Raw genomic sequence first — 24,056 nt, forward strand, 5'->3', positions numbered from 1 at the left:
CCCCAGACACAGGGGCTGCGCCCCGTGCCTTCGGCCCGAAGGCCGTCGTCCTTCAGGGGCGCGGGGAACTGCGCGAGCAACCACGCCGGACCCGCACCCGCCGGACCATCCGAACCCCCCGAGCTCTTGCGCGTGCGGGGTCGAAGGGGCTGCAGCCCCTGGGGATGGGACGGGTAGGGGCGGCGGGGGCGGAGAAAAATCGATCAGCTGACGGGGGAACAGAAGTGAGCACACGCAAGCACCAACACACCACCGGCGACGACCTACTGCCCTGGATCATCCCCGGCGCCGCCCTGCTCATCGGCACCCTCTTCTTCGGCGCCTGGCTCGGCGGCACCCTGGCCGCAGCCCTCACCGGAACCGGTTGGGACCCACCCCCCTTCACCCTCGACACGATGAAGACCCTCGTCACAGAGGGCCCGGCAGCCCTATGGCCGACCGCGTCACCCGGCGCGATCACCGCCGGCATGGGCACGGTCTTCGGCGCCACCCTCACCCTGCTCATCGCCCCGGTCGTACTCATCCGCCGCCGAGGCAGGAAGCCCAGCGGCCTCGCCGGCCGCCGCGAACTCTCCGGCCTCCTCCCGAAGGGCGCCACCACCAGGGCCCGCCGACTCCGCCCGTCCCTCCCGAAGTCGGGCAAGCTCCCCCCGGACGACACGGGCAACCTCCTCGGCAACCTGGAACCCGGCGGCCCCGAACTCCGCAGCAGCTACGAGGACGTGGAACTGGACCTGATGGCACCGAGGGCCGGCAAGTCCACCGGCATCGCCGTCCCGCGCGTCCTGCGCGCCCGCGGCAGCGTGCTGCTGACCTCGAACAAGGCGGACGTGTACAGCGTGACCCGGGCGGAGCGCGAACGCGTGGGCACGGTGTGGACGTTCGACCCGCAGGGCATCGCGCACACCCCGCGCGGCCTGTGGTGGGACATGCTCGCCGACGCCGCCACCATCGAGGGCGCCCGCCGCCTGGCCGGCCACTTCGTCGGCGCGGTCAACGACGACGCCTCCAAGCGCGACTTCTGGATCTCGGCGGCCCAGAACACCCTCATGGCCCTGTTCCACGCGGCGAACCGGGGCGAGCGGCAGGTGGAGGAGGTGCTGGCATGGCTGGCGGATCCGGCCGACCGTACGCCGGTCGACCTGCTCCGCGACGCGGGCATGGCGGCCCTCGCCGACCAGCTCCAGGGCACCGTCCAGGGCGCGGTGGAGACCCGGGACGGCATCTACGAGACGGCCCGCCAGTGCGTGGCGTGCCTGCTCGACCCGGCGATCGCGGCCTGGGTGAGCCCGGATGCGGACCTGCCGCAGTTCCTGCCCGCGCGGCACGCGCTGTCGTCCGACACGCTCTATCTGCTCTCCAAGGACGGCGGCGGCTCGGCGGCCGGTGTCATCGCCGCGTGCGCGGACTCCGTACTGCGCGCGGGAGTCGTGGCGGCCGAGTGGATGGGCGGTCGCCTGGACCCGCCGATGACGGCCGTGCTGGACGAGGCCGCCAACGTCTGCCGTATCTCCGACCTGCCCGACCTCTACTCCCACTTCGGCTCGCGCGGCATCAACGTCGTGACACTGCTGCAGAGTTACCGTCAGGGCACGCGGGTGTGGGGCGAGGCCGGGATGGACGCGCTGTGGGGCGCCGCCACCATCAAGCTGCTCGGCGCGGGTCTCGACGACGCTGACTTCGTGGAGAAGGTCTCGCGACTGGTCGGCGAGCACGACGTGACGACGGTGAGCCACTCCCGCGGCAAGGACGGCCGCTCCCGCTCCACCTCGTACCGCCTCGAACGCATCCTCCCCGCCGACCGCATCCGCGCCCTCCCCAAGGGCACCGCCCTCCTCCTCGCCACCGGCGTCAAGCCCGCCCTCGTCCGCCTGCGCCCCTGGTACGCCGAACCCGGCGCCGACCGCATCGCCCTCGCCACCCAGGCCGAGGTCAAGGCCATCACGGCCAGGGCGGCGGAGGGCATCGTCCGATGAGACCGGGCCCGGAGCCGAAAAAACTTCTCGAAGGGAGCCCTCGATGACCACCAGCGTCGAACAGCACAACCTGGAACAGCCGCTCCCCGCCGCCGCCCCGCCGTTCATCCTCTACCTCGACGGCGCCGAGTACGCCGACGAGATGCGTGCCCTGGCCGTCTGGGTCGGGGACCTGCTCCTCCCGGTCTACGGCCGCGAGGTCACGTCCCAGCAACCCTGGTGCCCGCGCTGGTGGGAGCACCTGGAGGCGGTGGCGCGGCTGCACGCCCTGTGGCTGGCCTGGCAGGAACTCACCGACCCCACGGCGGGCGCGTCGGGCCCGGCGGTGTGGCACCGCGACCACCTCGGCCCCGTCATGGCCGAACTCCGCTCCCCCGGCGGCCCGTTCGCGGGCTGCAAGGCGGGCACCCACCGCGCGAAGCAGCCGCCGACCGTCGAACCGTACGGGACGAACCCTTGAGCCGACGGGCCCCGAGCCGGGGGATCGACCGCCATACCCTGGACCGACGCACAGCGGAACACAAGGCGACCACCAGCGGAAACGAACTCGTGGGCGCCGGTCAGGGCCGACAGGAGAGACAGCCATGAACAACTCGACCCTCCGGTACTTCGAGGACGTCGTCGACTGGCGCCACCGCCGGGCGGGCCGGGCGCACACCCTGGTGCGGGCGGCGCACTCCACCGTCACCGGCCGGGCGGTCGCGGTCGTGTCCGAACTGGCGAGCAACCCCGACGACCGGGGCGTCACCGACGACTTCGGCAGCGTCGCGGACGCCGTACTGCCCGCCCTGCGCAGGGCGTTCGGCACGGAGCCGGTCGAGGTCTTCTGGATCGCCCACTTCGGCGCGTTCTCCTACCACGACCCGACCGGGCCGGAGTCCTTCACCCTGATCACCCTCACGGCGGGCCCGGACGGGCACACCGACGACCTGTCGGGCGACCGGACGTTCACCGCCCAGGACGTGGAGGAACTCCTCGGCCACCAGCTCGAACCGGTCGGCCAGGTGCTCGCCCGGATCGACCACGAAGCGACACGGGGGTGAGCTGACCGATGACCGAGCATGTGTCGGGGCGTGACGTCCTGCACCAGGCCAAGGCGTTGTACGCCAACTACCGGGACACCGTGGCCCCGACGGGACAGCGGGTGGCGATCATCCGCTTCCAGCCCGCGGAGAACGATCCGCCGGAGTGGAAGGTGAAGCTGGCGGCGTCGAAGGTCTCCGCCGAGCAGAAGGTGAAGAGCTTCGAGCACCTGGGCTTCCAGGCGGACCATGTGGTGATGCCGCCGGGCACCACGCGTGCGCAGTTCGCGGCGGTGCTGCAGCAGGCCAACCAGGATCCGGCGACCGGGCGATCATCGTGCAGTTCCCGCCGCCGGCCCATCTCCAGCCGCTCGTGCAACGGATGGACCCGGCCAAGGACATCGACGCGCTCACCAAGGGCCGTTCCCCGTACAACGCGTGCGCCACGGCCGAGGGCATCTGCCGGGTCGTGGAACCGTTCGCCAAGGACGATCCGGTGATCGCGGTCGTGGGCAGCAAGGGGTTCGTCGGGCAGGGCGTCGTCACCACCCTGCGCGAACAGGGCCACCGGTTGATGGAGCTCGACGCCGGCGACGACCTCCGACGGGTACGCGACGCCGACATCGTCGTCTCCGTCACCGGCAACCCCGGCATCCTCGGCCCCGACCACCTCCGTCCCCATCACCGGCTCGTCGTCGACTCCGGGTTCGTACCGCAGGCGGACGGCAGTGTGAAGGGCGATGTCCAGCGGTCGGCGTACGACATCCCGCAGCACCTCACCCCCGTCCCCGGCGGCATCGGCCCGGTCGAGATGGCCACCCTCATGGAACGCGTCGTCCGCCGCGAGGTGGACCCCGCCGCCCCTGCCTGGAAGGTCGAGCCGCGCCCGTACCAGACCAAGGAACAGCTGGCCCACGGCACACAGGAACCGCCGAGGGCCTCGGTGGCGACGGGACAGCAGTCACAGAACCAGCGGCAGCCTGGGCAACAGGCACCCGGCGGACAGACGCCGAGCCAGCCGGCCCCAGGTCAGCAGGCACCCGGTCAGCAGCCACCCGGCAACCCGATCGCGCAGGCGGCCAAGCTCCGCACCTGGGCCGGGAACGGGGGTCTCGGCCCCGGTACGGCCAACCCCACGGCCGGACCCTCCGCACCGGCCCGCGCCCAGCTGCCCAACCCGCCGAAGCCACCCACGCAGGCTGGACCGAGCCGGTGACCGCTGACCGCTGACCCACCCTGGAGAAGCCCGAGAGACCCGAAGAGGCCATGCAGCCGCCCACCTTCTTGCCACCCGACTCCCTGCCACCCGACTCCCTGCCGCCCGACTCCCTGCCACCCGAGGCCCTCACGCCCAACAGCTTTCCGCCCAACGGCTTTCCGACGCCCTCGGCCGTGCGGATCGCCGCCGCCGTACGCGCGCGTGAGCTGCGGGCCGTCGACGTGGTCGCGGCCGCGCTCGCCCGGATCGAGCAGGCCGAGCCCACGCTGTGTGCGTTCGTCGAGGTGTGGGCGGAGGAGGCGTTGCGGCGGGCGGCGGAGGTGGACGCGCGGGTCGCCGCGGGCGTGCGGCTGCCGTTGGCCGGGGTGCCGATCGGGGTGAAGGGTCGGTCCGGACTGCGTGGGGCGTCGGCGCGGGCGCTGATCGCGGCCGGCTGCGTCCCCGTGGGGGCGACCTCCGTGCCCGGTCCCGGCACCCCCTGGCAGACCTGGGGCCTCGGGGCCGGCGGCCGCACCGTCAACCCCTGGCGGGCCGACCGGACGCCGGGGGGCTCCTCAGCCGGGTCCGCGGCGGCGGTCGCCGCGGGCCTGGTGCCGATGGCGACCGGCACGGACGGCGCCGGGTCGGTACGTATCCCGGCCGCGTGGTGCGGCGTCGTCGGCCTGAAGACCACGAACGGGCGCCTGCCCTCCGCCGACCGCACGGGCCTCGCGGCGGCCGGCGTCCTCACCCGGTACGCGTCGGACGCGGCGGCGTACTGGCGGTGCGTGACAGGGACGGGGGACACGCGGGCTCAGAAGACGGGGGAGGGCGCAGGTCGGAGCGCGACGAACGGAAGAAGCCGCTCTCGGCCAGGGCAGCCGGGACGGCTGAAGCCACGTGCGCGGAGCGGACGGCTGAAACAACACGCCCAGCCGGAGCGGCACCGGCAGTCGGCCATGTCCCGCCTCCCCCCGCCGCCGTCTGGTCGGCCGACCTCGGCTTCGCCGACACCGACGCCGAACCCGCCGCGATCGCCCGCAGCGCCGCACTCCGCCTCGCGGACGCGGGCCTCGTACGGCTCGTAGGACTCACAGGACTCACAGGACTCACAGGACTCGTACAGCTGCCGGTACCGCAGGAGATCGCGCCCGTACGGCAGGACGCCCCGCCCTCGCGGGCGACACACCCGCCCACCCAGCGGCAGCCGAATCCGCTGTGGCTGGAGGACCCGGGACCGGCCTGGCTCGCCCTCCGTGCCGCGGCCGGCACCGGCCCAGCCACCCTCCAGGCGGCCCAAGGACTCCGCGCCGAGAACGACCGGCGGCTCGCCGCCCTCTTCGCCGAGGCCGACCTGATCCTGACCCCCACCACACCCAACACGCCCCACGGCCACGACGGCCCCGGTGACCGCTACTCCACGGCCCTCACCTGGGCGTTCAACCTCAGTGGCCACCCGGCCCTGAGCATCCCGGCCGGCTTCGACCCCGACGGCTGCCCGGTCGGCCTCCAACTGGTGGCCCGGCACGGCGAGGAGGAGTTGCTGCTGCGGGTGGCATGTGCCGCCGAAGTCGCGCGCTGAGGGAGATCGCCGTGCGGCAGGCACCCGCGGACACCCTGGCGTTCTCATGCGTACGCATATATTGTCTGCGCAAGTAATCGCTGTACGCCGCGCACCCGCGCGTCGCGTGCACGGACGCCGCATATCCAGGGGGACCCCATGACCCGCCGTTTCCTGTTCGTTCTCGGCAGCAGCCGGCCGGACGGCAACTCCGAGATGCTGGCCCGCGCGGCCGCCGAACAGTTGCCCGACGGGGTCGAACAGCGCTGGCTGGACCTCGCGGAGCATCCGTTGCCGGACTTCGAGGACCTGCGTCACGACAGCGACCATGTGCGACCGGAGGGCGACAACAGGGCATTGCTGCTGGACGCCACGCTCGCGGCCACGGACCTCGTGATCGTGTCGCCGCTGTACTGGTATTCCGTGTCCGCCCACGTCAAGCGCTACCTCGACCACTGGTCGGGCTGGCTGCGCACCCCGGGTCTCGACTTCAAGAAGACGATGGCCGACCGCACCCTCTGGGGCGTCACCGCGCTCGCCCACTACGAGGAGGAGGTCGCCGAGCCCCTCATCGGGACGCTCAACAACTCCGCCGCGTACATGGGCATGCGCTTCGGCGGAGTCCTGCTGGGCAACGGCAGCAAACCCGGTGACGTACTCCGTGACACGGCGGCCCTGACCCGCGCGAAGACGTTCCTCACCGAGGAACCGCCGTTCGCGCGCTTCCCGTACGACACGGACGCGGCTGGCGCCTGAGTCGTCTCACACGAGTCACGCGGGTCGGGCGGGTCGGGCGGGTCGGGCGGGTCAGGCTGTGATGTCCTTCGCCGTGAACCTTGCCCACGCCGCCGAGCCGAACACCGCCGCGTACACGGCCTGGAGGCCGAAGTTGCGTTGGAGATCGTCCCAGTAGATCGGCTCGCGCATGAGGTCGGCGAAGGAGAGCCAGTAGTGGGAGAAGAAGTACGGGTGGAGGGCGTCGAGCTGGGGGATCTGGTCGAGGATCTGGACGGTGATGAGGAGCCCGACCGTGGTGGCCATCGCGGCGATGCCGCTGTTGGTGAGGGTGGAGATGAACAGCCCGAGGGCCGCGATCCCGATCAGTGACGCGGCCACCGCCAGCGCGATCAGCAGCGCCCGCAGCAGCCCGTCGGCGAAGCTGATGCGCGTGCCGGAGATCGTCGTCAGGTCGCCGAGCGGGAACAGCAATGCCCCGACGGCCAGTGCCGAGGCCGCCACGACGAGGGTCGCGACCAGGCAGAACGTCATGGTCGTCGCGTACTTGGTGAGCAGCAGCCGGGTCCGGCCGGCGGGTGAGACCAGCAGATAGCGGAGGGTGCCCGCGTTCGCCTCGCCCGCGATCGCGTCCCCAGCGATCACGCCGACGGCCATCGGCAGGAAGAAGGGGAGCGTCGCGGCCAGCGCCGTGAACACCAGGAACAGCCCGTTGTTGGTGATCTGCGCGATGAACGCGGGCCCGCCGCCACCGCCGCCCGGTCCGCCGCCCATCGACGCCCCGTCACCCGTCTCGATCCGCACCGCGATCCCGACGAGTACCGGCACCGCCGCGAGCACACCCAGCAGCGCGATCGTCCGCCACCGCCGGAAGGTGGTCACCAACTCGCTGCGGAACAGCCCGAAGGTCCAGAGGATGCTGGACGTACGGGCGTCGGATGAAGCGGCCTCGGGCGTCACCGCCGGCTCGGCCTCACCGGAGGACATCTCAACCCGCGACATCGAAACCCTCCCCCGTGAGCGCCACGAACGCGTCCTCCAGGGAGGCGCGTTCGAGGGCGAAGCCGCGGACGCGGACGCCCGCGGTGACCAGTGCGGCGTTCAGATCGGCGAGGTCGCGGTCGGGTGGTGGCGGTTCTGCCGTCACCCGGCCTCCCTCGCCCACCCGGTCCCCCTCGGCCGGGCCTCGGCCGTCGCCCCGGCCCTCTCCCTCGGTCACAACCACATCCCCGACGCCCTGTTCCTTGAGTACGCGGGCCGCGTCCGCCGTGTCGGGGGTGGTGACGACGAGGCGGCCGCGCGCGCCGGCCGCGAGTTCGCTCACCGACCCCTGGGTGATGAGTCGGCCCTGGGCCATGACGGCGGCATGGGTGCACACCTGCTCGATCTCGTCGAGCAGGTGCGAGGAGAGGAAGACGGTGGTGCCGTCGGACGCCAGCTCCCGTACCAGGGCGCGGATCTCCCGCATGCCCTGCGGATCGAGCCCGTTGGTCGGCTCGTCGAGGACGAGGAGGCGGCGCGGCTGGAGCAGCGCCGCCGCGAGGCCCAGCCGCTGTTTCATGCCCAGCGAGTACGCCTTCGCCTTCTTGCCGGCGGCGGCCCCGAGCCCCACCCGGTCGAGCGCGGTCGCGACCCGCGTACGCCGGGTGCGCGGGTCGGCGGTCGGGTCGGCGGAGTCGTAGCGGATCAGGTTGTCGCGGCCGGAGAGGAACCCGTACAGCGCGGGTCCCTCGATGAGGGCGCCCACGTGCGGGAGCACGGTCCGGGTGGAGCACGGCATGGGCCGGCCGAGGACCCGGGCCGTGCCCGAGGTCGGCTCGATCAGACCCATCAGCATGCGGATGGTGGTGGTCTTGCCCGAGCCGTTCGGGCCGAGGAAGCCGAAGACGCTGCCGCTGGGAACCGTCAGTTCCAGGTGGTCCACGGCCACCTGGCCGCCGCGGAAGGTCTTGGTCAGCCCCTGGGTGTGGATGGCTGCGTCGGTCATGGCTCCCCTCGGGTACGGCCGGTGGGCCGGGACAGCGGTCTCGCCGTCCCGGCCCACCGGTCAGTCGTCGCTACTTCGCCGCGTTGGCCGCCTTCACCAGCGCGTCCTTGGTGACGGCACCCGCGTACACCTTGCCGTCCTCGGTGAAGAGGACGTTGATCAGCCGGGTCTTGAAGACCGTACCCGAGCCGAACTCGCCCTTGACCTGGTCGCCGAGGGAGTTCAGGAACCCGTCGACCCGGGCATCACCGGACGAGTCGCCGTCGCCGGTGGGCATGCCGCCCTCGGCGCCGCTGTCGAACTCGGCGATGGTGCTCCAGCCCTTGCCGATGGTCTTCAGCCCGTCGAGGCCGCTGGCGAACTCCTCCCCGGAGCCCTCGGAGCCCTTGAGTCCCTTGCCCTCCTTGAGTCCCTTGCCGTCCTTGGACGCCCCGTTCTTGCCGGACTCCTCGAACGCGGAGTCGCCGAAGCCGGACTCGTGGTCGCCCGACTTCTCGACCTCGTCGGCCTCCGTGACCTTCGCGCCCTTCGGCGGAGTGAAGTCGAACGTCGAGGCGCTCGGCTTGCCGAAGTCGACCTTCGTGAAGCCCGCGTCCACGACGGCCGCGCCGCCGCTCGTCGGGGTGAGCGTGAACTTCAGCGGCAGCCCCGTCTTCGCGTCGACGGCGATCGAGATCGCCCCGACCGTCGAACCGGACTGCTTCGGCTTGATCACCAGCTTGTAGGCGTCCCGTCCGGCGACCTGCGCGGTCCCGTCGACGGTCACGGATGTGGTGTCGTCGACGGCCTTCAGGGCCTCCTCGGCCAGTTTCTGAGGCGTGGCGGGCACGTCCTCGGAGGCGTCGGGTGCGTGCTTGCCCTTGCCGCCCTCACCCTCGCGGTCCTTGCCCTCACCGGCGTCGGTCGCGTGGTACACCTCGTTCGAGGCGCTGTCGTAGGCCCACAGGTCGTCGCCGTTGTGGATGACGCTGTACTCGGCGGCGTCGTCCAGCAGCGACAGCTTCTGCTTGTCCGGGCCGTCGGTGGCGACCCGCAACGTGTGGGTGCCGGAGGCGAGTTCGAGGAGCTTGGCGGAGGGGTCGGCGGCCGATCCGCCGTCGCCCCCGGAGGGCGCCTGCGAGGCGAGGCCGCCCGCGAGACCGCCCAGGTCGGGCAGGCCCAGATCCGTGGTGATCTTCACCGTGCCGGACACCTGCTCTACGTCCGAAGCGGCGATCTTCTCGATGAGTTCCTGCGCGCTGATCTTCGGCAGATCGGGGTCACCGGAGCCGGCGAAGGCCGGGACGAGCCCGATGGTCGCGGCCGCCACGCCCAGCACGGTGACCGGGACGACGTACCGCGCGGCCTTGCGTCGCCGTGCCGAGCGCATCTCCTCGGCCTCGGCCGCGAGCGCGGCGGCGTCGCCGGACCGGGCGCTGTCGTCGGTTTCGTACGGTGCCATGTGTGCCTTACCTCCGTCGTCGGCGGCGGCGTCTACTCGGAGCCGCCATTCTCACCCGAATCGGTGAGGAGTGGTGATACCCATCTGACCAAATCGGCCAGAGAGAAGCGTCAGACTCCGGGCTCAACTCGACGTACTGCTACGGGATGACACAGCGAGGCGACACCTCCCCCCAACCCGTAGGGGTCGTCAGGGGGAGGCGCCGTCGATCGAACTGGCGCTCTAGCGATTGACGAACACGTAGTCCGCCTTGTGCGGGACGCCGCCGACGGTGTTGAGCCGGAGGATCTCGGCGGTGTTCGCCGGCAGCCCCCGGCGCTTGGAGGCTTGACCGGGTACCGTCATCCGAACGGGTGGCTGCGCTGCTTGTCGGTGCCGCGCCGTCCTTGTCCCCCACGGCGGGCCCGCCCGGCGCCGGCGCCGCCGAAGAGGTCGCCGTCGGCGTTCCCACCTTGCTGCACCGCGATCTCCTGCCCGCCCCCGCGGCTTCCGCTGTCCGCGACCGCCGGGATCACGGCGGCGGCGACACCGGCCGCGGTGGCCACCGCGATGCCGGAGAAGATCAGACCCTCACCACGCGATTGCCACCGCGATTACCACGCGATGCTTATGCAACGAAAGACCCCGCGATTCCGTTTTCTCCCCGTAACGCAGCCAACGCCCCCTGCATCAGCTTCCGGGCGTTGATTGATCGGGCCCGTCCGGCGATTGCGGACGAGCCCGGGAGTCGACGGTGCCTAACCGGCGCGGCGCCTAACCGGCGCGGTGCACCACCGCGTCGCACAGCTCCACGAGCGCCGCCTTCGCGTCGCATTCCGGCAGCGGTGCCAGTACGGCCCGCGCCTCCTCCGCGTAGCGGATCGTGTCGCGGCGGGCCTGCTCCAGCGCGGGGTGGACACGCAGCCGGGCCAGCGCCTCGGCGTGGCGCGCGTCGTCGGTGAGGTCGGAGTCGAGCAGTTCACAGAGGGCGATGTCGTCCGGCAGCCCCAGCCGCCCCGCGTGCTCGCGCAGCCGCAGCACCGGCATGGTCGGCACACCCTCACGGAGATCCGTGCCGGGGGTCTTGCCGGACTCGTGCGAGTCGGAGGCGATGTCGAGGACGTCGTCCGCGAGCTGGAAGGCGACGCCGAGCCGCTCCCCGTACTGGGTCAGCACGTCGACCACGGTCTCATCGGCGCCCGCCATCAGCGCGCCGAGCCGCCCGGCGACCGCGACCAGCGACCCGGTCTTGCCGCCCAGCACGTCGAGGTAGTGCTCGATCGGGTCGCGTCCGTCGCGCGGCCCCGCGGTCTCCAGGATCTGTCCGGTGACCAGCCGTTCGAAGGCCTCCGCCTGGATGCGGACGGCGTCAGGACCGAGGTCGGCGAGGACGTGCGAGGCGCGGGCGAAGAGGAAGTCACCGGTCAGCACGGCCAGGGAGTTGTCCCAGCGGGCGTTCGCGCTCGGCACGCCCCGGCGCACCTCGGCCTCGTCCATCACGTCGTCGTGGTACAGCGTGGCCAGATGCGTCAGCTCGACCACCACCGCCGAGGGCACGACACCCGGCGCGTACGGGTCACCGAACTGCGCCGCGAGCATCACCAGCAGCGGCCGGAACCGCTTGCCGCCCGCGCGCAGCAGATGCTGGGCGGCCTCCTGGATGAACGGGACCTCGCTCTTGGTCGCCTCGAGCAGACCCTCCTCGACGGCCGCCATTCCGGCCTGGACATCGGCTTCGAGAGCCTGGTCCCGCGCGCTCAGCCCAAACGGCTCGACGACGGTCACGAGGGTTCTCCTGTCTGCTGACGTCTACTGACGGTCACACGGTCGGTCTAGGTCGCTCTCACGGTCGATGACAAAGTTTGTCGATCTGTCGCTGTCATCACCCGAGTCAGCGTATCCGGTCACCTTTCGATCACCACGAGCGCCCACGGCTTCGCCCCGAGTGGTAGGGGACCGCCGCTCCACATTCTTGATCAACTGATACGCGCCCATACCCACCGACGCGCGTGCCGCACCCGCCCGCGACGGTCGGCCCCGAGTACCCGGCCCACCCCCGGAGACGCCTCCGCGCTCCGCGGTCGGCCGAAACCGCGCCCACGCGTCCACCGTTTCCCGCTCACGCACGGCCCCCTCGCACCTCCCGGGCACACCCTCCCACCCCTCCCGCGCACGCCCCCTCCACCCCTCCCGCACACCCCCTCCACCCGGCCCGAGTTGACCGATTTGCCGCTTACTCTGCACTTCACCCGACTTCTCCCGTGAGTTGGGTCACCCGCATCCCGCATGGCACCCCCGCCCCACTCCGGCGACTTTCCCTTTGCGGTAGGCAAGTTGAGTCGCGAGCCGTGCCCGGAACCGGGGTCGAATCGCAGCAAACTCAAGGTCAACTGGACCAAACCGCCAAACCGGGACTTGTTCCCGTCGTGTGCTCTCGCATACGTTCACACCCCGTCCGGACGGACCGCCGAATCCTGCCGCCGCCCCGGACTCCCCATCCATCACCACTCATCCACGTACGGCAGGAGCGGGGGACCCAGGCAAGCCGCCGGTCCGAATTTCCCCACCGGACCGGCTAGGGGTGAAGCCACGCGCAGTACGCCCAGCGGACGCGGCACGCACAGCGACCGCCGGGACGACGCGCGCGGCCGGGCATCTCCAGCCCGAACCCGACAGCTCACCTCGCAGGCGACGGAGAGGAATCCGCCATGCCCGCAGGCAAACACCGCCGCCCCAGAAGCAACGCGTTGACCCGTGGCATCGTCGCCGCCGGAACGGGCGGGGCCGCACTGGCCCTCCCGCTCACGGTCGCCACGACCGCGAACGCCGCCACCCCGACCCAGGCCGTCACCTCCGTACAGTCGGCCCCGCAGTCCGCGCCGGCCGCGGCGCAGGCCAAGTCCACGACCTACACCGTGGTCTCCGGTGACACGCTCTCCGCCATCGCGCGGAAGCACCACACGAAGGGCGGCTGGCAGCGGCTCTACAAGGACAACCGCGCGGCCATCGGCGACAACCCGGCACTGATCCGCCCGGGCCTGAAGCTGACGCTGAAGGGGACGAAGTCGTCCACGGCCCCTGAGTCGTCGACCACGAAGTCCTCCGCGAGCGACACGGCGTCCAAGACCGCCACGGCCACGCAGGCGTCGGTCACGACGTACGCGAACAACCTCGACGGCTGGATCCGCGAGTCGCTGGACATCATGGCGCAAAAGGGAATTCCCGGAACGTACGACGGGATCCACCGCAACATCATGCGCGAGTCGTCGGGCAACCCGCAGGCCATCAACAACTGGGACTCCAACGCCGCCGCGGGCACCCCGTCGAAGGGCCTCCTCCAGGTCATCGACCCGACGTTCGCCGCGTACCACGTGTCCGGCACCCCGTACGACCCCTACGACCCGGTCGCGAACATCACGGCGGCATGCAACTACGCCGCCGATCGGTACGGTTCGATCGACAACGTCTTCGGGGCGTACTGAGCCTCCGGCTCCCCCTTCTTCACCCTGTTCCCCTGGGCCGGCGGGCCCAGGGGAACAGTTGTTCAATGGGGCGGCCGCTCAGGGGAAGAGCTTCTCCAGCACCACCGCGATGCCGTCGTCCTCGTTCGAGAGGGTCACCTCGTCGGCGACGGCCTTGAGTTCGGGGTGGGCGTTGGCCATGGCGACCCCGTGCGCGGCCCAGTCGAACATCGGGATGTCGTTGGGCATGTCACCGAAGGCGATGGTGCGGTCCGGGGTCAGTCCGAGATGGTCGGCGGCCAGGGCGAGGCCCGTCGCCTTGGTGATGCCGCATGGCTGGAGTTCGACGGTGCCGGGCCCCGACATGGTGACCGTCGCCAGCGAACCGACCGCCATCCGCGCCGCCGAGGCCAACTCGTCGTCGGACAGATAGGGATGGCGCAGCAGCACCTTGCTGATCGGCTCGCACCACAGGTCGTCCCGGCGCGGCACCCGTACGGCGGGCAGCGTGGGGTGCGGCATGAGGTAGCCGGGCTCGATCAGGGTGAGGCCGTCGACCCCGTCCTGGTCGACGGCGGCGTACACCTGTCCGACTTCCGCCTCGATCTTGCCGAGCGCGGTCTCGGCGAGTTCTCTGTCCAGGGTGACGGACCAGAGCAGCCGGTCCGCGCCGTGGTCGTACAACTGCGCGCCCTGTCCGCACACCGCGAGCCCCCTGCTGCCGAGGTCCTCCAGCAGCGGGCGCACTCTCGGCGCCGGCCGTCCCGTCACCACGAGGTGCTGAGCACCGGCCTCCGTGGCCCGCGCCAGCGCGGCGAGGGACCGGTCGGAGAGGGTGTCGTCACTGCGCAGGAGCGTTCCGTCCAGGTCAGTGGCGATGAGTGAATATGCGGTGGGTGCGGCCATGATCAGAGAATACGGATGCGGCGCCCCATCGGTTCGACGCGAACCGGACGACGTCCGGCATCCCGACAGCCCCACCACACCCCAACGTCAACATCCCTTTCCCGAACCGCCGTTCAGTGGTGCTTCACCGACGGGTACTCAACCGCCGCCGCTCAGGGGCAGCGCCGTCAGGGGCGCGGGGCTGTATCGGCATGCGGCTCCGCCGCGTGGGCGCGAACAACCCCACGCACCCACACCCCGCGACGCACCGCCCTGCGCGAGCTCATCCCGGAACCGGCTCACCCGTGCGCCGCCGCAAGATGCCGAGCCAGCCGAGGCGAGGCGAACTCCGTCCCGCACACGAACCGCATCACCGGCCCGTACGACGCCGCCGCCGGCAACCCCGTGAAGTACAACCCCGGTATCGACGACCGGAACCCGGCACCGAGCACCGGCGTACCCCGGCTCACCAGCAGCTCCGTACGGAGTTCGTGCCCCAGGAACCCCATCGCCCCGAGGTCGACGCGGTACCCGGTCGCCGCGATGACATGGTCCGCGGCCACCTCCTCGATACGGCCCTCGTGTCCCTGAAGGGCCAGCAGGGGACGCCCGTCGATGACGCCGGCCCGCACGACCCGCTCCACCTCCCGCACCTCGACCCGCCCCTCGAACCGCTCCCGCAGCCACCACGCGCCGAGCGGCCCGAGCACCCGGCGGACCAGGAAGTGCCGGGTGGCCGCGGGCAGGTACCGGTACGGGTGCGGGTAATAGGTGAGCACGTACAGCGACCAGGCCCGCCCGAACGGCGACTCGGGGCGCAGCCGTGGCTGGTTCCACGGGGGCGCGCCGAAGGCCACCGCGCCCCGGCCGCGCGCCACCACACGCACCCGCGCGCCGGCCTCGGCCGCCAGTACCGCCGTCTCCAGGGCGGACTGCCCCGCGCCCACGACGATCAGTTCCCTGTCCTTGAACCGGCTCAGCTCGGGGTGCTGTGAGCTGTGGGAGACAGGCCCCGTGGGGGCGGGTCCGTCCACGGCCGCACCCGCCAGCTCGGCCGGCAGATGCGCCAGCCCGAACAGCCCGCTCGCCACGACGACGGCCCGTGCCGCGAACAACTCCCCCGAGTCCAGCTTCAGTTCGAAGCCGCCCCCCGTGCTCCGGTCCACGGACACCACCCGCACCCGCTCCAACTCGGGCACGAGCCGCTGCTGAAACCACTCCCCGTACGAGATGAAGGTCTCGACGGGAATGATGTCCTCGTCCGTCACCAGCCGCCGGATCCCTGCCGCGTCGCAGTAGTCGGCCAGGGTGTGACCGCGCTGCGGGGCGTCGATGTTCGACGCCGCCGGGGTCGACTTCAGAAGCATCCCGGCGGGCATGTTGTCCCGCCAGCTCACCATGGGTTCGCCGAAGACGCGGACCGGAATGCCACGCGCCCGCAGATGGGCGGCGGTGGACAGACCGAACGGCCCGGCACCGATGACTGCTACCGGTTGAATCACGAAGTCCCTCCCCAGGACGCGTTATGCCTACTTCGTGTTGTTCTGTGCGACTTTCGTGTTCACGTATGGTCGCTCACCGCATGGGCGCCCGGCTAGGGCGCACATGGCTAGGGGCGCACATGGGCATTGCCGAGACGGTTGCTCCGCCACAGGTGATACAGATGCTTCGCGCCCGGCCGCACGAAGCGCGCGAGCATCGTGAGGAACGGCAGCGGATCGTCACCCGCGAGCCACGCCAGCTCCGTACCGCTCGCGCGAGCCGGCGCGTGCGGCGTGCTGTACCCGCTGCGCCGGTAGGCGAGCAGGGCCGGCAGATCGATGTTCTCCACGATGTACCGGCGCCCGGCGAGCTGTTCCCCCTCCGGCACCGGACGTCCGGTCAGATCGAGGTGCATGGCGCGTACGACGTCGATCCCAGCCTCGTTCTCGAAGAGCCGGAACTGCGCGCCCATCCGCGGATTGAAGTCGAGCAGCTTGTACCGCCCGTCCCGCCGGTCGAACCTCAGATCGAGGTCGATGATCCCGGTGAACCCGATCTGTTTGATGAACCGCGCGGCGATGTCCGCGAGTTCGGGGTTGTCGACGACATACGCGTTCGCCGTCATCCCCGCGTGCGGCGGCCACGACCGCACCTTCACCCCGGTGAACATCGCGAGCGGCGTCGAGTCCGCGTCGAAGTACGCGTGCACGATCCAGTCCTCGGCGTCCTCCCGGGGCAGGTACTCCTGGAGAATCACCCCGGGCCGCTCACCCCATCCGCGGGCCAGCCGCAGCAGGCCCTCCCGGTCGGCGATGCGTGTCGTCCCGTTCACCGCGGGCCGGCGACGCCGCTCGAACGCCTCCCTGTTCTTGGCCACCACGGGGAAGCGGGCCCGTTCCGCGAACCGTTCGACCTCCTCGTACGACTGCGGGAACGAGCTCACGGGGCTGGAGATGCCGTGCTCCACGCACAGTTCGTGGAGCCCCTGCTTGCTGGCGAGCCGCCGAGGGAGCTTCCCGTCGACGCGGGGGAAGAGGAACCGGGTCGCCAGCTCCTCCTGGTGCTCGGCGATGAGCACCGCGGCTTCCTCGTCGGTGGGAATGAGTACGGCGGGCCGCCCTATCCGCCGCCCTATGCGCAGCAAGCCGTCCACCAACCACTCGGACTCCTCCGTCCCGGTGGTCGGCCACACGAACGCCCGCCGCAGATAGCGCGAGACGGCGGCCGGCGTGTACCGGTCCTCCGTGATCGCGTACATCGGCACTCCGAGCCGCCCCAGGCTGCGGATGGCTCCGACGCCACCATGGTGCAGCGGATAGTCGCCGAGCTTCACGACGATCCCCGGAACGTCTCGGTCCGCCTGTACCGGCGCACCCCAAGTACCCCTGGCCACGGGTCCCCCCACGTGTCCCCCCTACCGGACCCGGACCCACCCCGTCCGCGTCCCCCAGAGGACGCTAAGCCGGAACCTTTCCTTCCGACCCTCCCCTATCAGGACATTACGAACTCTTTAGACACTCCCCGATCTTGGCACCGCCCCGTAACGTGTGCCGCGACCAGAGGTACGACGGAACGCACGAGAGCGAGGCAGCCCCCGATGCCCCCCTTCGATGTCCCCGAAGGCGATCCCTTCGATGTCCCCGAGGGCCACCCCTTCGGTCCGCACAACCTCCCCTACGGCGTCTTCTCCTCCCCCGGTTCCGACGCCCGTACGGTCGGCGTCCGCCTCGGCGACCACGTCCTCGACGCCGCGGCGGCGGCCCACGCCCTCGGCTCCCCGTACGCCGCGCTCCTGGCCCACCCCACCCTCAACCCCCTGCTGGCGGCGGGGCGCACGGCCTGGTCGGACCTCCGCCGGGCGTTGACGGCGTGGCTGACGGTGCCCTCGCACCGGGAGACGATCGCCCCGCACTTCCACGCGCTGTCCGCCGTGACCCTCCACCTGCCGTTCGAGGTGGCCGACTACGTCGACTTCTACGCCTCCGAGAACCACGCGCGGAACGTGGGCCAGATCTTCCGCCCCGACTCACCGGACCCGCTCACCCCCAACTGGAAGCATCTGCCCATCGGTTACCACGGCCGGTCCGGCACGGTTGTCGTCTCCGGCACGGAGGTGGTACGGCCGTCCGGCCAGCGCAAAGCGCCCACCGATCCGGCGCCCGTATTCGGTCCGTCCGTCCGTCTGGACATCGAGGCGGAGGTCGGGTTCGTGGTGGGGGTGCCCTCGGAAATGGGGCGTCCGGTGGGGTTGGGTGACTTCCGCGACCACGTCTTCGGTGTCTGTCTCCTCAACGACTGGTCCGCGCGCGACCTTCAGGCCTGGGAGTACGTCCCCCTCGGCCCCTTCCTCGGCAAGTCCTTCGCCACGTCCGTCTCGGCCTGGGTCACACCCCTGGACGCCCTGGACGAGGCCCGGGTGTCGCCGCCGGAGCGCACGCACCCGCTCCTCCCCTACCTGGACGACTCCGAGCCGCACGTCGACCCCGGCGGGTACGACCTCCACCTCACCGTCGCCGTCAACGGGCACGTCGTCTCGGAACCGCCCTTCTCCACGATGTACTGGACCGCCGCGCAGCAGCTGGCCCACATGACCGTCAACGGCGCCTCCCTCCGCACGGGCGACCTCTACGGCTCCGGCACGGTCAGCGGCCCGTCCCCCGCCCAACGCGGCTCCCTCCTCGAACTCACCTGGAACGCCAGCGACCCTCTCGACCTCCCCACCGGCAAGCGCACGTTCCTGGAGGACGGCGACGAGGTGACCATCACGGCGTGGGCTCCGGGACCGGGCGGGACGAGGGTGGGGCTGGGCGAGGTCACGGGCAGGGTCAGGGGTCGGGAGTAGCGCGGTGCGCCCTGCCGGTGGAGCGGGGCGCCTTGCCGGTGGAACGGGGCGCGTGTTCGCCGTGGGGGTACCGCGTCGTGGGCGGCGCACCATGCACCGTGGTTGCTCGCGCAGTTCCCCGCGCCCCTTCAGGGCGCCGCCACGGCCGCGAAGAGCTGCCCGACTCAGCGCACGGTCCGCCAGGCGTTGGACCTCCTCCGCGCCGAAGGCCTCGTGGAACGCTTCCCCGGCGTGGGCACCGTCGTCATCGCCCAGAAGTACCGTTCCTAAGGACTGAGCGGGAGTGAGTCCTGTTGCCAGGTCTCGTGCTCAGTCGAACGCCCCGGACGGTGTTGGGCGTTCTGGTTGCCCGCGTTCACTCCGCGTCCGGGCGGCACGGATCGTGTCCGTGGTCCGGGGATGCGGGGGCGGGGTTCCTCACGCCCAAGGATGCCTGGTCCGGCCTGGACGGTCCGATGCCCCACCGCATCACTCCGGTGCTGTGGGGGCGGTGTCGTCCGTCGCCGGATCGGGTGTCCCTGGGCGCGCCTTCCGATCGCCACGGCAGCAGCCTCGTGGCGGGTGGTGGTGCGGGTTGTGCGGGTGAGGGGTTTCTGCCAGTGCTGGGCACCCCAACGAGAGGTGTAGGCCGGGTCGACGGCGATGACCGCGATACCCGTGGCGTCGGCCATCGAGGACAGTCGGGCGCGGAGCTTGGCGGTGGGCATGCCGGAGATGAGCCGGCGGAAGCGTGTGCGGCGGCCGTGTTTTTCGCGGGTCTTCTCGGCGGCGAAGTCCAGGTCCTCGACCGCGATCGCCTTGACGCCGCAGGTGTGGGCCCAGTGCAGGAGGCGGGTGAGGGCGTGGCGGACCTGGGCGTCGCGGTGGTGGGCGGTGCCGGTCAGGTCGTAGAAGAAGCGGCGCGGGCTGCCGGTCGGGTTGCCGTGAACGTCGAGGTGCCAGGCAGCGAGGTGATCAGCGTTCATGTCGACGCCGATCACACCGTGGGTGAGAGCTGTTTCGATCGGGAGGGCGGGGGTGAGCGGGAGCTGCCAGGAGGCCGTCACATACCAGCGGTCCCGGCTGGTATCCAGGTGGATGCGGTAGGCGATCGCCCGGTTGGCTGCGACGCGGTCGGCCCACTCGCCGCCCCGGTGCGCGAACGCGACCCGGCCCGCCAGGACGTACCGCCCGTGCGGAGCATTCGCCAGATACGCGAGCGGTGCGGGGAGTTTGATGCTCGCCTCGCCGTCGGGGCTAATGCGGATGGTCTCGTTGCCGTAGCGTTTGCCGGACTCGCCGTCCGCCTGGCAGAACCAGCGCTCCGCCTCCCAACGCCCGCGCCACGCGGACTCCGTGAGCCCGGCGGCGTCCAGGTGATGGCGGGTGCGGGCCAGTTGTCTGCCGCCCCGTGCGACGTGGACGAGGCCGGCCTCACGGTCGGCCCGCGCAGTGGTCAGCCGGTCCTGAAGTACCCGCAGACGCCTCGACTTCGCGTGCCATTCCCGCCGGGACCGGTAACCCCCGGGCGTCTTCTTCGTCCCCTTCTGCCCGACCGGTAGGGACAGCCGGTCCTCGATGGTGCGGACGCCTGCTTCCAGGTTCTGGATGTGCGCGAGCTGGCAGCGGCGGGCCAGCGCCCACTGGTCGTGCGTGGCTTTGGTGATGCTGCCCGCCCACCGCGACGACGACAACGGCGTCAGCTCCCGCTTACGCCCCGCCCACGACTCACCGGAATGCTCCAGGCCGTCCCGGCACCGCGTCTTGAGGTCCTTCGAGGCCAGCGACCCCAGATACCCGCCCACCAGGAGCAGCACCTTCTCATCGCCCGGCGTCAGCTGCTTGAGACGGGTCCGAACGGCCACACCACTCGGACCGGACGCGACGAACGCCGCCGCCACACTCCTCAGCCCACCCATCCCGACACCCCCGCCCCATGCCACCCGAAGAACCCTGTCGCCATGACAAACGAGCGCCACCCGGGAAGGTCACGCATTCGATGAAAGAACGTCAGTTCGCCACCGTGAGTCGACCCCACGGCCGAGGTGCACGCCACGAAACTGCCCCACACTCACTCCCACTCACCAAAACGCTCTTGAACACACTCCAGCGACAGCAACTCCAGACCCCTCCCGCGAGGTCCGCGTCACGATCTCCAAGGCCTTGGCCACGATCGCGGCGAAGACCTCCGCGCCTCAGACCCCCGCCCCCACGACACTCACCGCTCTGCCCGCCCTCACTCACGACCCCGACCCCCTGGTCCGCGCCGCCGTCTACGGCGCGTTGGGCACGGTCGGCTGCCCCCTCCGCTCGCCGCCCAAGCCGTCACCGCCCTCTCCGACCCCGCCTGGCAGGTCCGGGCCGGCGCCGCCACCGCCCTCTCCACAGCACCCTCGCCCGTGGCCGTCCCGGCCCTGCCCAGCGCCCTCACCGACCCCATCGCCGACGCCCGCAAAGCCACCGTCCTCTCCCTCACCCGCCATACCACCTCCGAAGCAGTCCGCACAGCCCTCACCACAGCCACCAAGGACTCCGACGCCGACGTCAGGGCATACGCGTCCCGTGCACTGTCGGCATAGGGCTCCTGTCGGGGAAGACGAATCGTTGGACGTACTCGACCGGCGTGGCACGAGACGGCGCCTGGTACGCGCTGAAGGAACTACCGGACGACGCCCGCAGCTTTCTGGTGGAGATCACCGAGATCGTCACGGCCCCGGCGAATACCGGGCCAGGCGATGTGAAGTTCGCTGCCGCCCAGGGGAGAGCGGCGATCACAGCCTGTGATGATCTCCGCGTGGGACACGAAGACCTGACGGGCGAACAGTGGGCCACGCCTCGCGAACCTGGGCGAGCCGTACCCGCTGGGCGTCGACCCAGTCGTCCGGCAGCCGCACCAGGACACGGACCGAGGTGAGGGACACGACGGGGTCTCTCACCGTGACCTCGACGGCGTTGAGGATCCGGTCCTGCGAGTGGTACGGGCCCGTCGGTGTGATCCGCACCTCCGGGTTGCGCCCGTCGTCCATCCACTCGACCGGCCGGCCCTCGGCAAGCAGGTCGAGCGCCTCCGTCCAGTCCTCCAGATCCTCCGGCAGCAGGCACACCTCCTTGAGGTGCCCGTTCGCGAACTCGCTGGTCACCACTATGTCGACGTCGAGGCAGCCGTCCCACGGCAGACCTTGGGTCGTCGGTCCCCCCACACGGACTACGACGCTGTTCTCGTCGTCGGCAAGGCGAATCAGCTCCATCTGATCGCCCTCGGTGGTGATCATTCCGTTCGCGGTGCTAGGCCCAGTCATCATGCTCGGGCTCCGGCTCCGTATCGGGCCAGTCGAAGTCCTCCCCCTTGTCACCCGCCGAAGGCGAAGGCGGTCCCGACTCCGGCTCCGCCTCTGACGCCGACGACCCGCTGGAACCCCCGCCCAGCGAAGCCAGCACCGCCAACACGCCCTCCCCGTACGTCGCCAGCTTCTTCTCGCCGATTCCGCTGATGGTGCCGAGTTCGGCGACGGACGCGGGGGCCGTGGCCGCGATCTCGCGGAGGGTGGCGTCGTGGAAGATGACGTAGGCGGGGACGCCGTGTTCGCGGGCCTGCTCGGCGCGCCAGGCACGCAGCGCCTCGAAGACGGGGAGCAGGTCGTCGGAGAGCTCGACCGCCGCCTTGGGTTTGCGGTCGCCCCGGCCGGAGCCGGAGGAGCCCGAGCCGGACGACGCCGACCGCGAGGTCGTCGGCTTCTTCGGTTCCTTGCGCAGCGGCACGTCCCGCTCCCGCCGCAGCACCGCCCCGCTCTCCTCGGTGAGCACGAGCGTGCCGTACTCGCCCTCGACCGCGAGGATCCCCTCGGCGAGCAACTGCCTTACGACGCCCCGCCATTCACCCTCGGCCAGTTCCTCGCCGATGCCGAAGACGGAGAGCTGGTCGTGGTCGAACTGGATGACCTTCGCGGTCCGCCGCCCCAGCAGGATGTCGACGATCTGCACGGCGCCGAACTTCTGCCCGCGCTCCCGCTGCAGCCGCACCACCGTGGAGAGCACCTTCTGCGCGGCGACCGTGCCGTCCCAGGTCTCCGGCGGTACGAGGCAGGTGTCGCAGTTGCCGCAGCCTTCGGCCTGCGGTTCCTGCCCGAAGTACTGGAGCAGCTGGCCTCGGCGGCACTGGGCGGTCTCGCAGAGCCCCAGCATCGCGTCCAGGTGGCTGGCGGCCCGGCGGCGGAACGCCTCGTCGCCCTCGCTGCCCTGGATCATCTTCCGCTGTTGTATGACGTCGTTCAGGCCGTACGCCATCCATGCCGTGGAGGGCAGTCCGTCGCGGCCGGCGCGGCCTGTCTCCTGGTAGTAGCCCTCCACCGACTTCGGCAGGTCCAGGTGCGCGACGAACCGTACGTCGGGCTTGTCGATGCCCATGCCGAAGGCGATCGTGGCGACGACCACGAGCCCCTCCTCGCGCAGGAACCGAGACTGGTGTGCCGCGCGGGTGCCCGCGTCGAGGCCCGCGTGGTACGGCACCGCCTCGACGCCGTTCTTGCTCAGGAACTCCGCCGTCCGCTCGACGGAGTTCCTGGACAGGCAGTAGACGATGCCCGCGTCGCCCGCGTGTTCCTGGCGCAGGAAGGACAGGAGCTGCTTCTTCGGGTCGGCCTTGGGCACGATCCGGTACTGAATGTTGGGCCGGTCGAAGCTTGCCTCGAAGTGGCGGGCCCGGGGCATGGCCAGCCGCTCGGTGATCTCCCGGTGCGTCGCGCGGGTGGCGGTGGCGGTGAGCGCGATGCGCGGCACGTCGGGCCAGCGCTCGCCCAACAGGGAGAGGGACAGGTAGTCGGGGCGGAAGTCGTGGCCCCACTGCGAGACGCAGTGCGCCTCGTCGATCGCGAACACCGCGATCTTGCCGCGTCCGAGCAGGTCCAGCGTGGCGTCCAGCCGCAGCCGCTCCGGCGCGAGATACAGCAGGTCGAGCTCGCCCGCGAGGAACTCCGCCTCGACCACGCGCCGCTCGCCGAAGTCCTGTGTGGAGTTGATGAACCCGGCGCGCACGCCCAGTGCCCGCAGCGCGTCCACCTGGTCCTGCATCAGCGCGATCAGCGGGGAGACCACAATGCCCGTACCGGTTCTGACCAGGGACGGAATCTGGTAGCAGAGGGACTTGCCGCCGCCGGTCGGCATGAGTACGACGGCGTCACCGCCCGTGACCACATGCTCGATGACCGCTGCCTGCTCGCCCCGGAAGGCGTCGTATCCGAAGACCCGGTGGAGCACGGCCAGCGCCTCGCTGTCCGCCCCGGTCGTGCTGTCCTCGTCCGCCATCACACTCGTCCCGCCCGTCCCGATCATCGCCCGTCCCCCGCGTCGTACGTCTTCCGCACCGTGGTTCCTCCAGCCCCTGCCACCATAGGCGCCCGCACCGACAGCCTCAGAGTTATCCACAGGCTCCACCCGCATGAGGCGCGCCACGACCATGCCCCTCCGAGGCCCGGCACCGGCACACACGGCGGGACCCGGCCCCTCCAGGAG

At 71.1% G+C, this 24,056-nt stretch carries 20 protein-coding genes, 3 pseudogenes and 1 riboswitch; of the genes and pseudogenes, 10 read left to right on the top strand and 13 right to left on the bottom strand.

The annotated features are described in order from the left end of the window. Positions 1-224: 224 nt before the first annotated feature. From ACFU53_RS32890 to ACFU53_RS32900, 3 genes are all read left to right on the top strand, one after another. Entirely contained in the window at positions 225-1,976 is a 1,752-nt protein-coding gene (locus tag ACFU53_RS32890) for a TraM recognition domain-containing protein (protein ID WP_384000641.1), read from the top strand. Positions 1,977-2,019: 43 nt separating this feature from the next. Further along, the gene (locus ACFU53_RS32895) at positions 2,020-2,436 is read left to right on the top strand and encodes a DUF4913 domain-containing protein (protein WP_384000643.1); all 417 of its coding nucleotides are present in this window, start codon (positions 2,020-2,022) and stop codon (positions 2,434-2,436) included. A 124-nt stretch (positions 2,437-2,560) separates the two neighbouring features. Then, positions 2,561-3,019: a hypothetical protein gene (locus ACFU53_RS32900; RefSeq protein WP_384000646.1), complete on the top strand. Its 459-nt coding sequence runs from the start codon at positions 2,561-2,563 to the stop codon at positions 3,017-3,019. A 67-nt stretch (positions 3,020-3,086) separates the two neighbouring features. On the opposite strand, the gene ACFU53_RS32905 is transcribed toward ACFU53_RS32900, so the two are convergent. Beyond that, positions 3,087-3,308, bottom strand: coding sequence for a hypothetical protein (locus ACFU53_RS32905; protein ID WP_384000649.1), 222 nt, complete (start codon positions 3,306-3,308; stop codon positions 3,087-3,089). A 27-nt stretch (positions 3,309-3,335) separates the two neighbouring features. On the opposite strand from ACFU53_RS32905, the gene ACFU53_RS32910 reads away from it, so the two are divergent. The 3 genes and pseudogenes from ACFU53_RS32910 to ACFU53_RS32920 all read left to right on the top strand — a co-directional run bounded on the left by ACFU53_RS32910 (position 3,336) and on the right by ACFU53_RS32920 (position 6,513). After that, positions 3,336-4,214 (top strand): bifunctional 5,10-methylenetetrahydrofolate dehydrogenase/5,10-methenyltetrahydrofolate cyclohydrolase, encoded by an 879-nt coding sequence (locus ACFU53_RS32910; RefSeq protein WP_384000652.1) that lies wholly within the window; start codon positions 3,336-3,338, stop codon positions 4,212-4,214. A gap of 209 nt (positions 4,215-4,423) precedes the next feature. Next, positions 4,424-5,778: pseudogene (locus ACFU53_RS32915) on the top strand (amidase). A gap of 138 nt (positions 5,779-5,916) precedes the next feature. After that, on the top strand, positions 5,917-6,513 hold the full coding sequence (locus ACFU53_RS32920) for a flavodoxin family protein (protein WP_384000655.1): 597 nt from the start codon (positions 5,917-5,919) through the stop codon (positions 6,511-6,513). A 51-nt stretch (positions 6,514-6,564) separates the two neighbouring features. Here ACFU53_RS32920 and ACFU53_RS32925 read toward each other — a convergent pair whose 3' ends face one another. The 6 genes from ACFU53_RS32925 to ACFU53_RS32950 all read right to left on the bottom strand — a co-directional run bounded on the left by ACFU53_RS32925 (position 6,565) and on the right by ACFU53_RS32950 (position 11,684). Continuing rightward, complete coding sequence (locus tag ACFU53_RS32925; RefSeq protein WP_384000694.1) at positions 6,565-7,479, bottom strand: ABC transporter permease; 915 nt, start codon at positions 7,477-7,479, stop codon at positions 6,565-6,567. A 1-nt stretch (position 7,480) separates the two neighbouring features. Then, on the bottom strand, positions 7,481-8,479 hold the full coding sequence (locus ACFU53_RS32930) for an ABC transporter ATP-binding protein (protein WP_384000658.1): 999 nt from the start codon (positions 8,477-8,479) through the stop codon (positions 7,481-7,483). 70 nt (positions 8,480-8,549) lie between these two features. After that, complete coding sequence (locus ACFU53_RS32935; protein ID WP_384000661.1) at positions 8,550-9,920, bottom strand: outer membrane lipoprotein carrier protein LolA; 1,371 nt, start codon at positions 9,918-9,920, stop codon at positions 8,550-8,552. Between the two features lie 222 nt (positions 9,921-10,142). Further along, a complete protein-coding gene (locus ACFU53_RS32940) occupies positions 10,143-10,265 on the bottom strand; it encodes a hypothetical protein (protein ID WP_384000664.1) in 123 nt (40 codons plus the stop codon). Then, positions 10,262-10,465, bottom strand: a complete 204-nt coding sequence (locus tag ACFU53_RS32945; protein ID WP_384000666.1) for a hypothetical protein — start codon at positions 10,463-10,465, stop codon at positions 10,262-10,264. The genes ACFU53_RS32940 and ACFU53_RS32945 overlap by 4 nt, the downstream gene beginning before the upstream one ends. Positions 10,466-10,673: 208 nt before the next feature. Further along, the gene (locus tag ACFU53_RS32950) at positions 10,674-11,684 is read right to left on the bottom strand and encodes a polyprenyl synthetase family protein (protein ID WP_384000669.1); all 1,011 of its coding nucleotides are present in this window, start codon (positions 11,682-11,684) and stop codon (positions 10,674-10,676) included. A 710-nt stretch (positions 11,685-12,394) separates the two neighbouring features. Beyond that, positions 12,395-12,603, top strand: a riboswitch (cyclic di-AMP (ydaO/yuaA leader). Between the two features lie 4 nt (positions 12,604-12,607). Between ACFU53_RS32950 and ACFU53_RS32955 the strand changes: the two genes are divergently transcribed. Continuing rightward, positions 12,608-13,381 (top strand): transglycosylase SLT domain-containing protein, encoded by a 774-nt coding sequence (locus tag ACFU53_RS32955; RefSeq protein WP_384000672.1) that lies wholly within the window; start codon positions 12,608-12,610, stop codon positions 13,379-13,381. A 78-nt stretch (positions 13,382-13,459) separates the two neighbouring features. Here ACFU53_RS32955 and ACFU53_RS32960 read toward each other — a convergent pair whose 3' ends face one another. From ACFU53_RS32960 to ACFU53_RS32970, 3 genes are all read right to left on the bottom strand, one after another. Beyond that, on the bottom strand, positions 13,460-14,266 hold the full coding sequence (locus tag ACFU53_RS32960; protein ID WP_037693778.1) for a Cof-type HAD-IIB family hydrolase: 807 nt from the start codon (positions 14,264-14,266) through the stop codon (positions 13,460-13,462). A gap of 278 nt (positions 14,267-14,544) precedes the next feature. Next, entirely contained in the window at positions 14,545-15,747 is a 1,203-nt protein-coding gene (locus tag ACFU53_RS32965; protein ID WP_384000676.1) for an NAD(P)-binding domain-containing protein, read from the bottom strand. Positions 15,748-15,854: 107 nt separating this feature from the next. Continuing rightward, on the bottom strand, positions 15,855-17,132 hold the full coding sequence (locus tag ACFU53_RS32970; protein ID WP_384000679.1) for an ATP-grasp domain-containing protein: 1,278 nt from the start codon (positions 17,130-17,132) through the stop codon (positions 15,855-15,857). 192 nt (positions 17,133-17,324) lie between these two features. Between ACFU53_RS32970 and fahA the strand changes: the two genes are divergently transcribed. Then, positions 17,325-18,569 carry a fumarylacetoacetase gene (fahA, locus tag ACFU53_RS32975; protein WP_384000682.1) on the top strand — a complete coding sequence of 415 codons (1,245 nt, stop codon included), beginning with the start codon at positions 17,325-17,327 and terminating at the stop codon, positions 18,567-18,569. Positions 18,570-18,731: 162 nt separating this feature from the next. Then, positions 18,732-18,830, top strand: a pseudogene (locus ACFU53_RS32980) (GntR family transcriptional regulator); the annotation flags it as partial. A gap of 5 nt (positions 18,831-18,835) precedes the next feature. Here the strand turns inward: ACFU53_RS32980 and ACFU53_RS32985 are convergent. Next, the gene (locus ACFU53_RS32985; protein WP_384000685.1) at positions 18,836-20,467 is read right to left on the bottom strand and encodes an IS200/IS605 family accessory protein TnpB-related protein; all 1,632 of its coding nucleotides are present in this window, start codon (positions 20,465-20,467) and stop codon (positions 18,836-18,838) included. Between the two features lie 196 nt (positions 20,468-20,663). On the opposite strand from ACFU53_RS32985, the pseudogene ACFU53_RS32990 reads away from it, so the two are divergent. Next, a pseudogene (locus tag ACFU53_RS32990) lies at positions 20,664-21,127 on the top strand (HEAT repeat domain-containing protein); the annotation flags it as partial. Between the two features lie 192 nt (positions 21,128-21,319). On the opposite strand, the gene ACFU53_RS32995 reads toward ACFU53_RS32990, so the two are convergent. Continuing rightward, positions 21,320-21,850 carry a DUF5959 family protein gene (locus ACFU53_RS32995; protein ID WP_384000688.1) on the bottom strand — a complete coding sequence of 177 codons (531 nt, stop codon included), beginning with the start codon at positions 21,848-21,850 and terminating at the stop codon, positions 21,320-21,322. Beyond that, the gene (gene recQ / locus ACFU53_RS33000; RefSeq protein WP_384000691.1) at positions 21,834-23,876 is read right to left on the bottom strand and encodes a DNA helicase RecQ; all 2,043 of its coding nucleotides are present in this window, start codon (positions 23,874-23,876) and stop codon (positions 21,834-21,836) included. The genes ACFU53_RS32995 and recQ overlap by 17 nt, the downstream gene beginning before the upstream one ends. Positions 23,877-24,056 lie beyond the last annotated feature (180 nt).

Source organism: Streptomyces sp. NPDC057474 (assembly GCF_042802555.1).
In the GTDB taxonomy this organism is placed as follows: domain Bacteria; phylum Actinomycetota; class Actinomycetes; order Streptomycetales; family Streptomycetaceae; genus Streptomyces.

Bases quoted from the DNA above. Each gene is read 5' to 3' on its own strand.
- ACFU53_RS32895 (WP_384000643.1), top strand. From the start codon at position 2,020: ATGACCACCAGCGTCGAACAGCACAACCTGGAACAGCCGCTCCCCGCC.
- ACFU53_RS32900 (WP_384000646.1), top strand. From the start codon at position 2,561: ATGAACAACTCGACCCTCCGGTACTTCGAGGACGTCGTCGACTGGCGC.
- ACFU53_RS32920 (WP_384000655.1), top strand. From the start codon at position 5,917: ATGACCCGCCGTTTCCTGTTCGTTCTCGGCAGCAGCCGGCCGGACGGC.
- ACFU53_RS32925 (WP_384000694.1), bottom strand. From the start codon at position 7,479: ATGTCCTCCGGTGAGGCCGAGCCGGCGGTGACGCCCGAGGCCGCTTCA.
- ACFU53_RS32930 (WP_384000658.1), bottom strand. From the start codon at position 8,479: ATGACCGACGCAGCCATCCACACCCAGGGGCTGACCAAGACCTTCCGC.
- ACFU53_RS32935 (WP_384000661.1), bottom strand. From the start codon at position 9,920: ATGGCACCGTACGAAACCGACGACAGCGCCCGGTCCGGCGACGCCGCC.
- ACFU53_RS32940 (WP_384000664.1), bottom strand. From the start codon at position 10,265: ATGACGGTACCCGGTCAAGCCTCCAAGCGCCGGGGGCTGCCGGCGAAC.
- ACFU53_RS32955 (WP_384000672.1), top strand. From the start codon at position 12,608: ATGCCCGCAGGCAAACACCGCCGCCCCAGAAGCAACGCGTTGACCCGT.
- ACFU53_RS32960 (WP_037693778.1), bottom strand. From the start codon at position 14,266: ATGGCCGCACCCACCGCATATTCACTCATCGCCACTGACCTGGACGGA.
- fahA (WP_384000682.1), top strand. From the start codon at position 17,325: ATGCCCCCCTTCGATGTCCCCGAAGGCGATCCCTTCGATGTCCCCGAG.
- ACFU53_RS32985 (WP_384000685.1), bottom strand. From the start codon at position 20,467: ATGGGTGGGCTGAGGAGTGTGGCGGCGGCGTTCGTCGCGTCCGGTCCG.
- ACFU53_RS32995 (WP_384000688.1), bottom strand. From the start codon at position 21,850: ATGATGACTGGGCCTAGCACCGCGAACGGAATGATCACCACCGAGGGC.
- recQ (WP_384000691.1), bottom strand. From the start codon at position 23,876: ATGATCGGGACGGGCGGGACGAGTGTGATGGCGGACGAGGACAGCACG.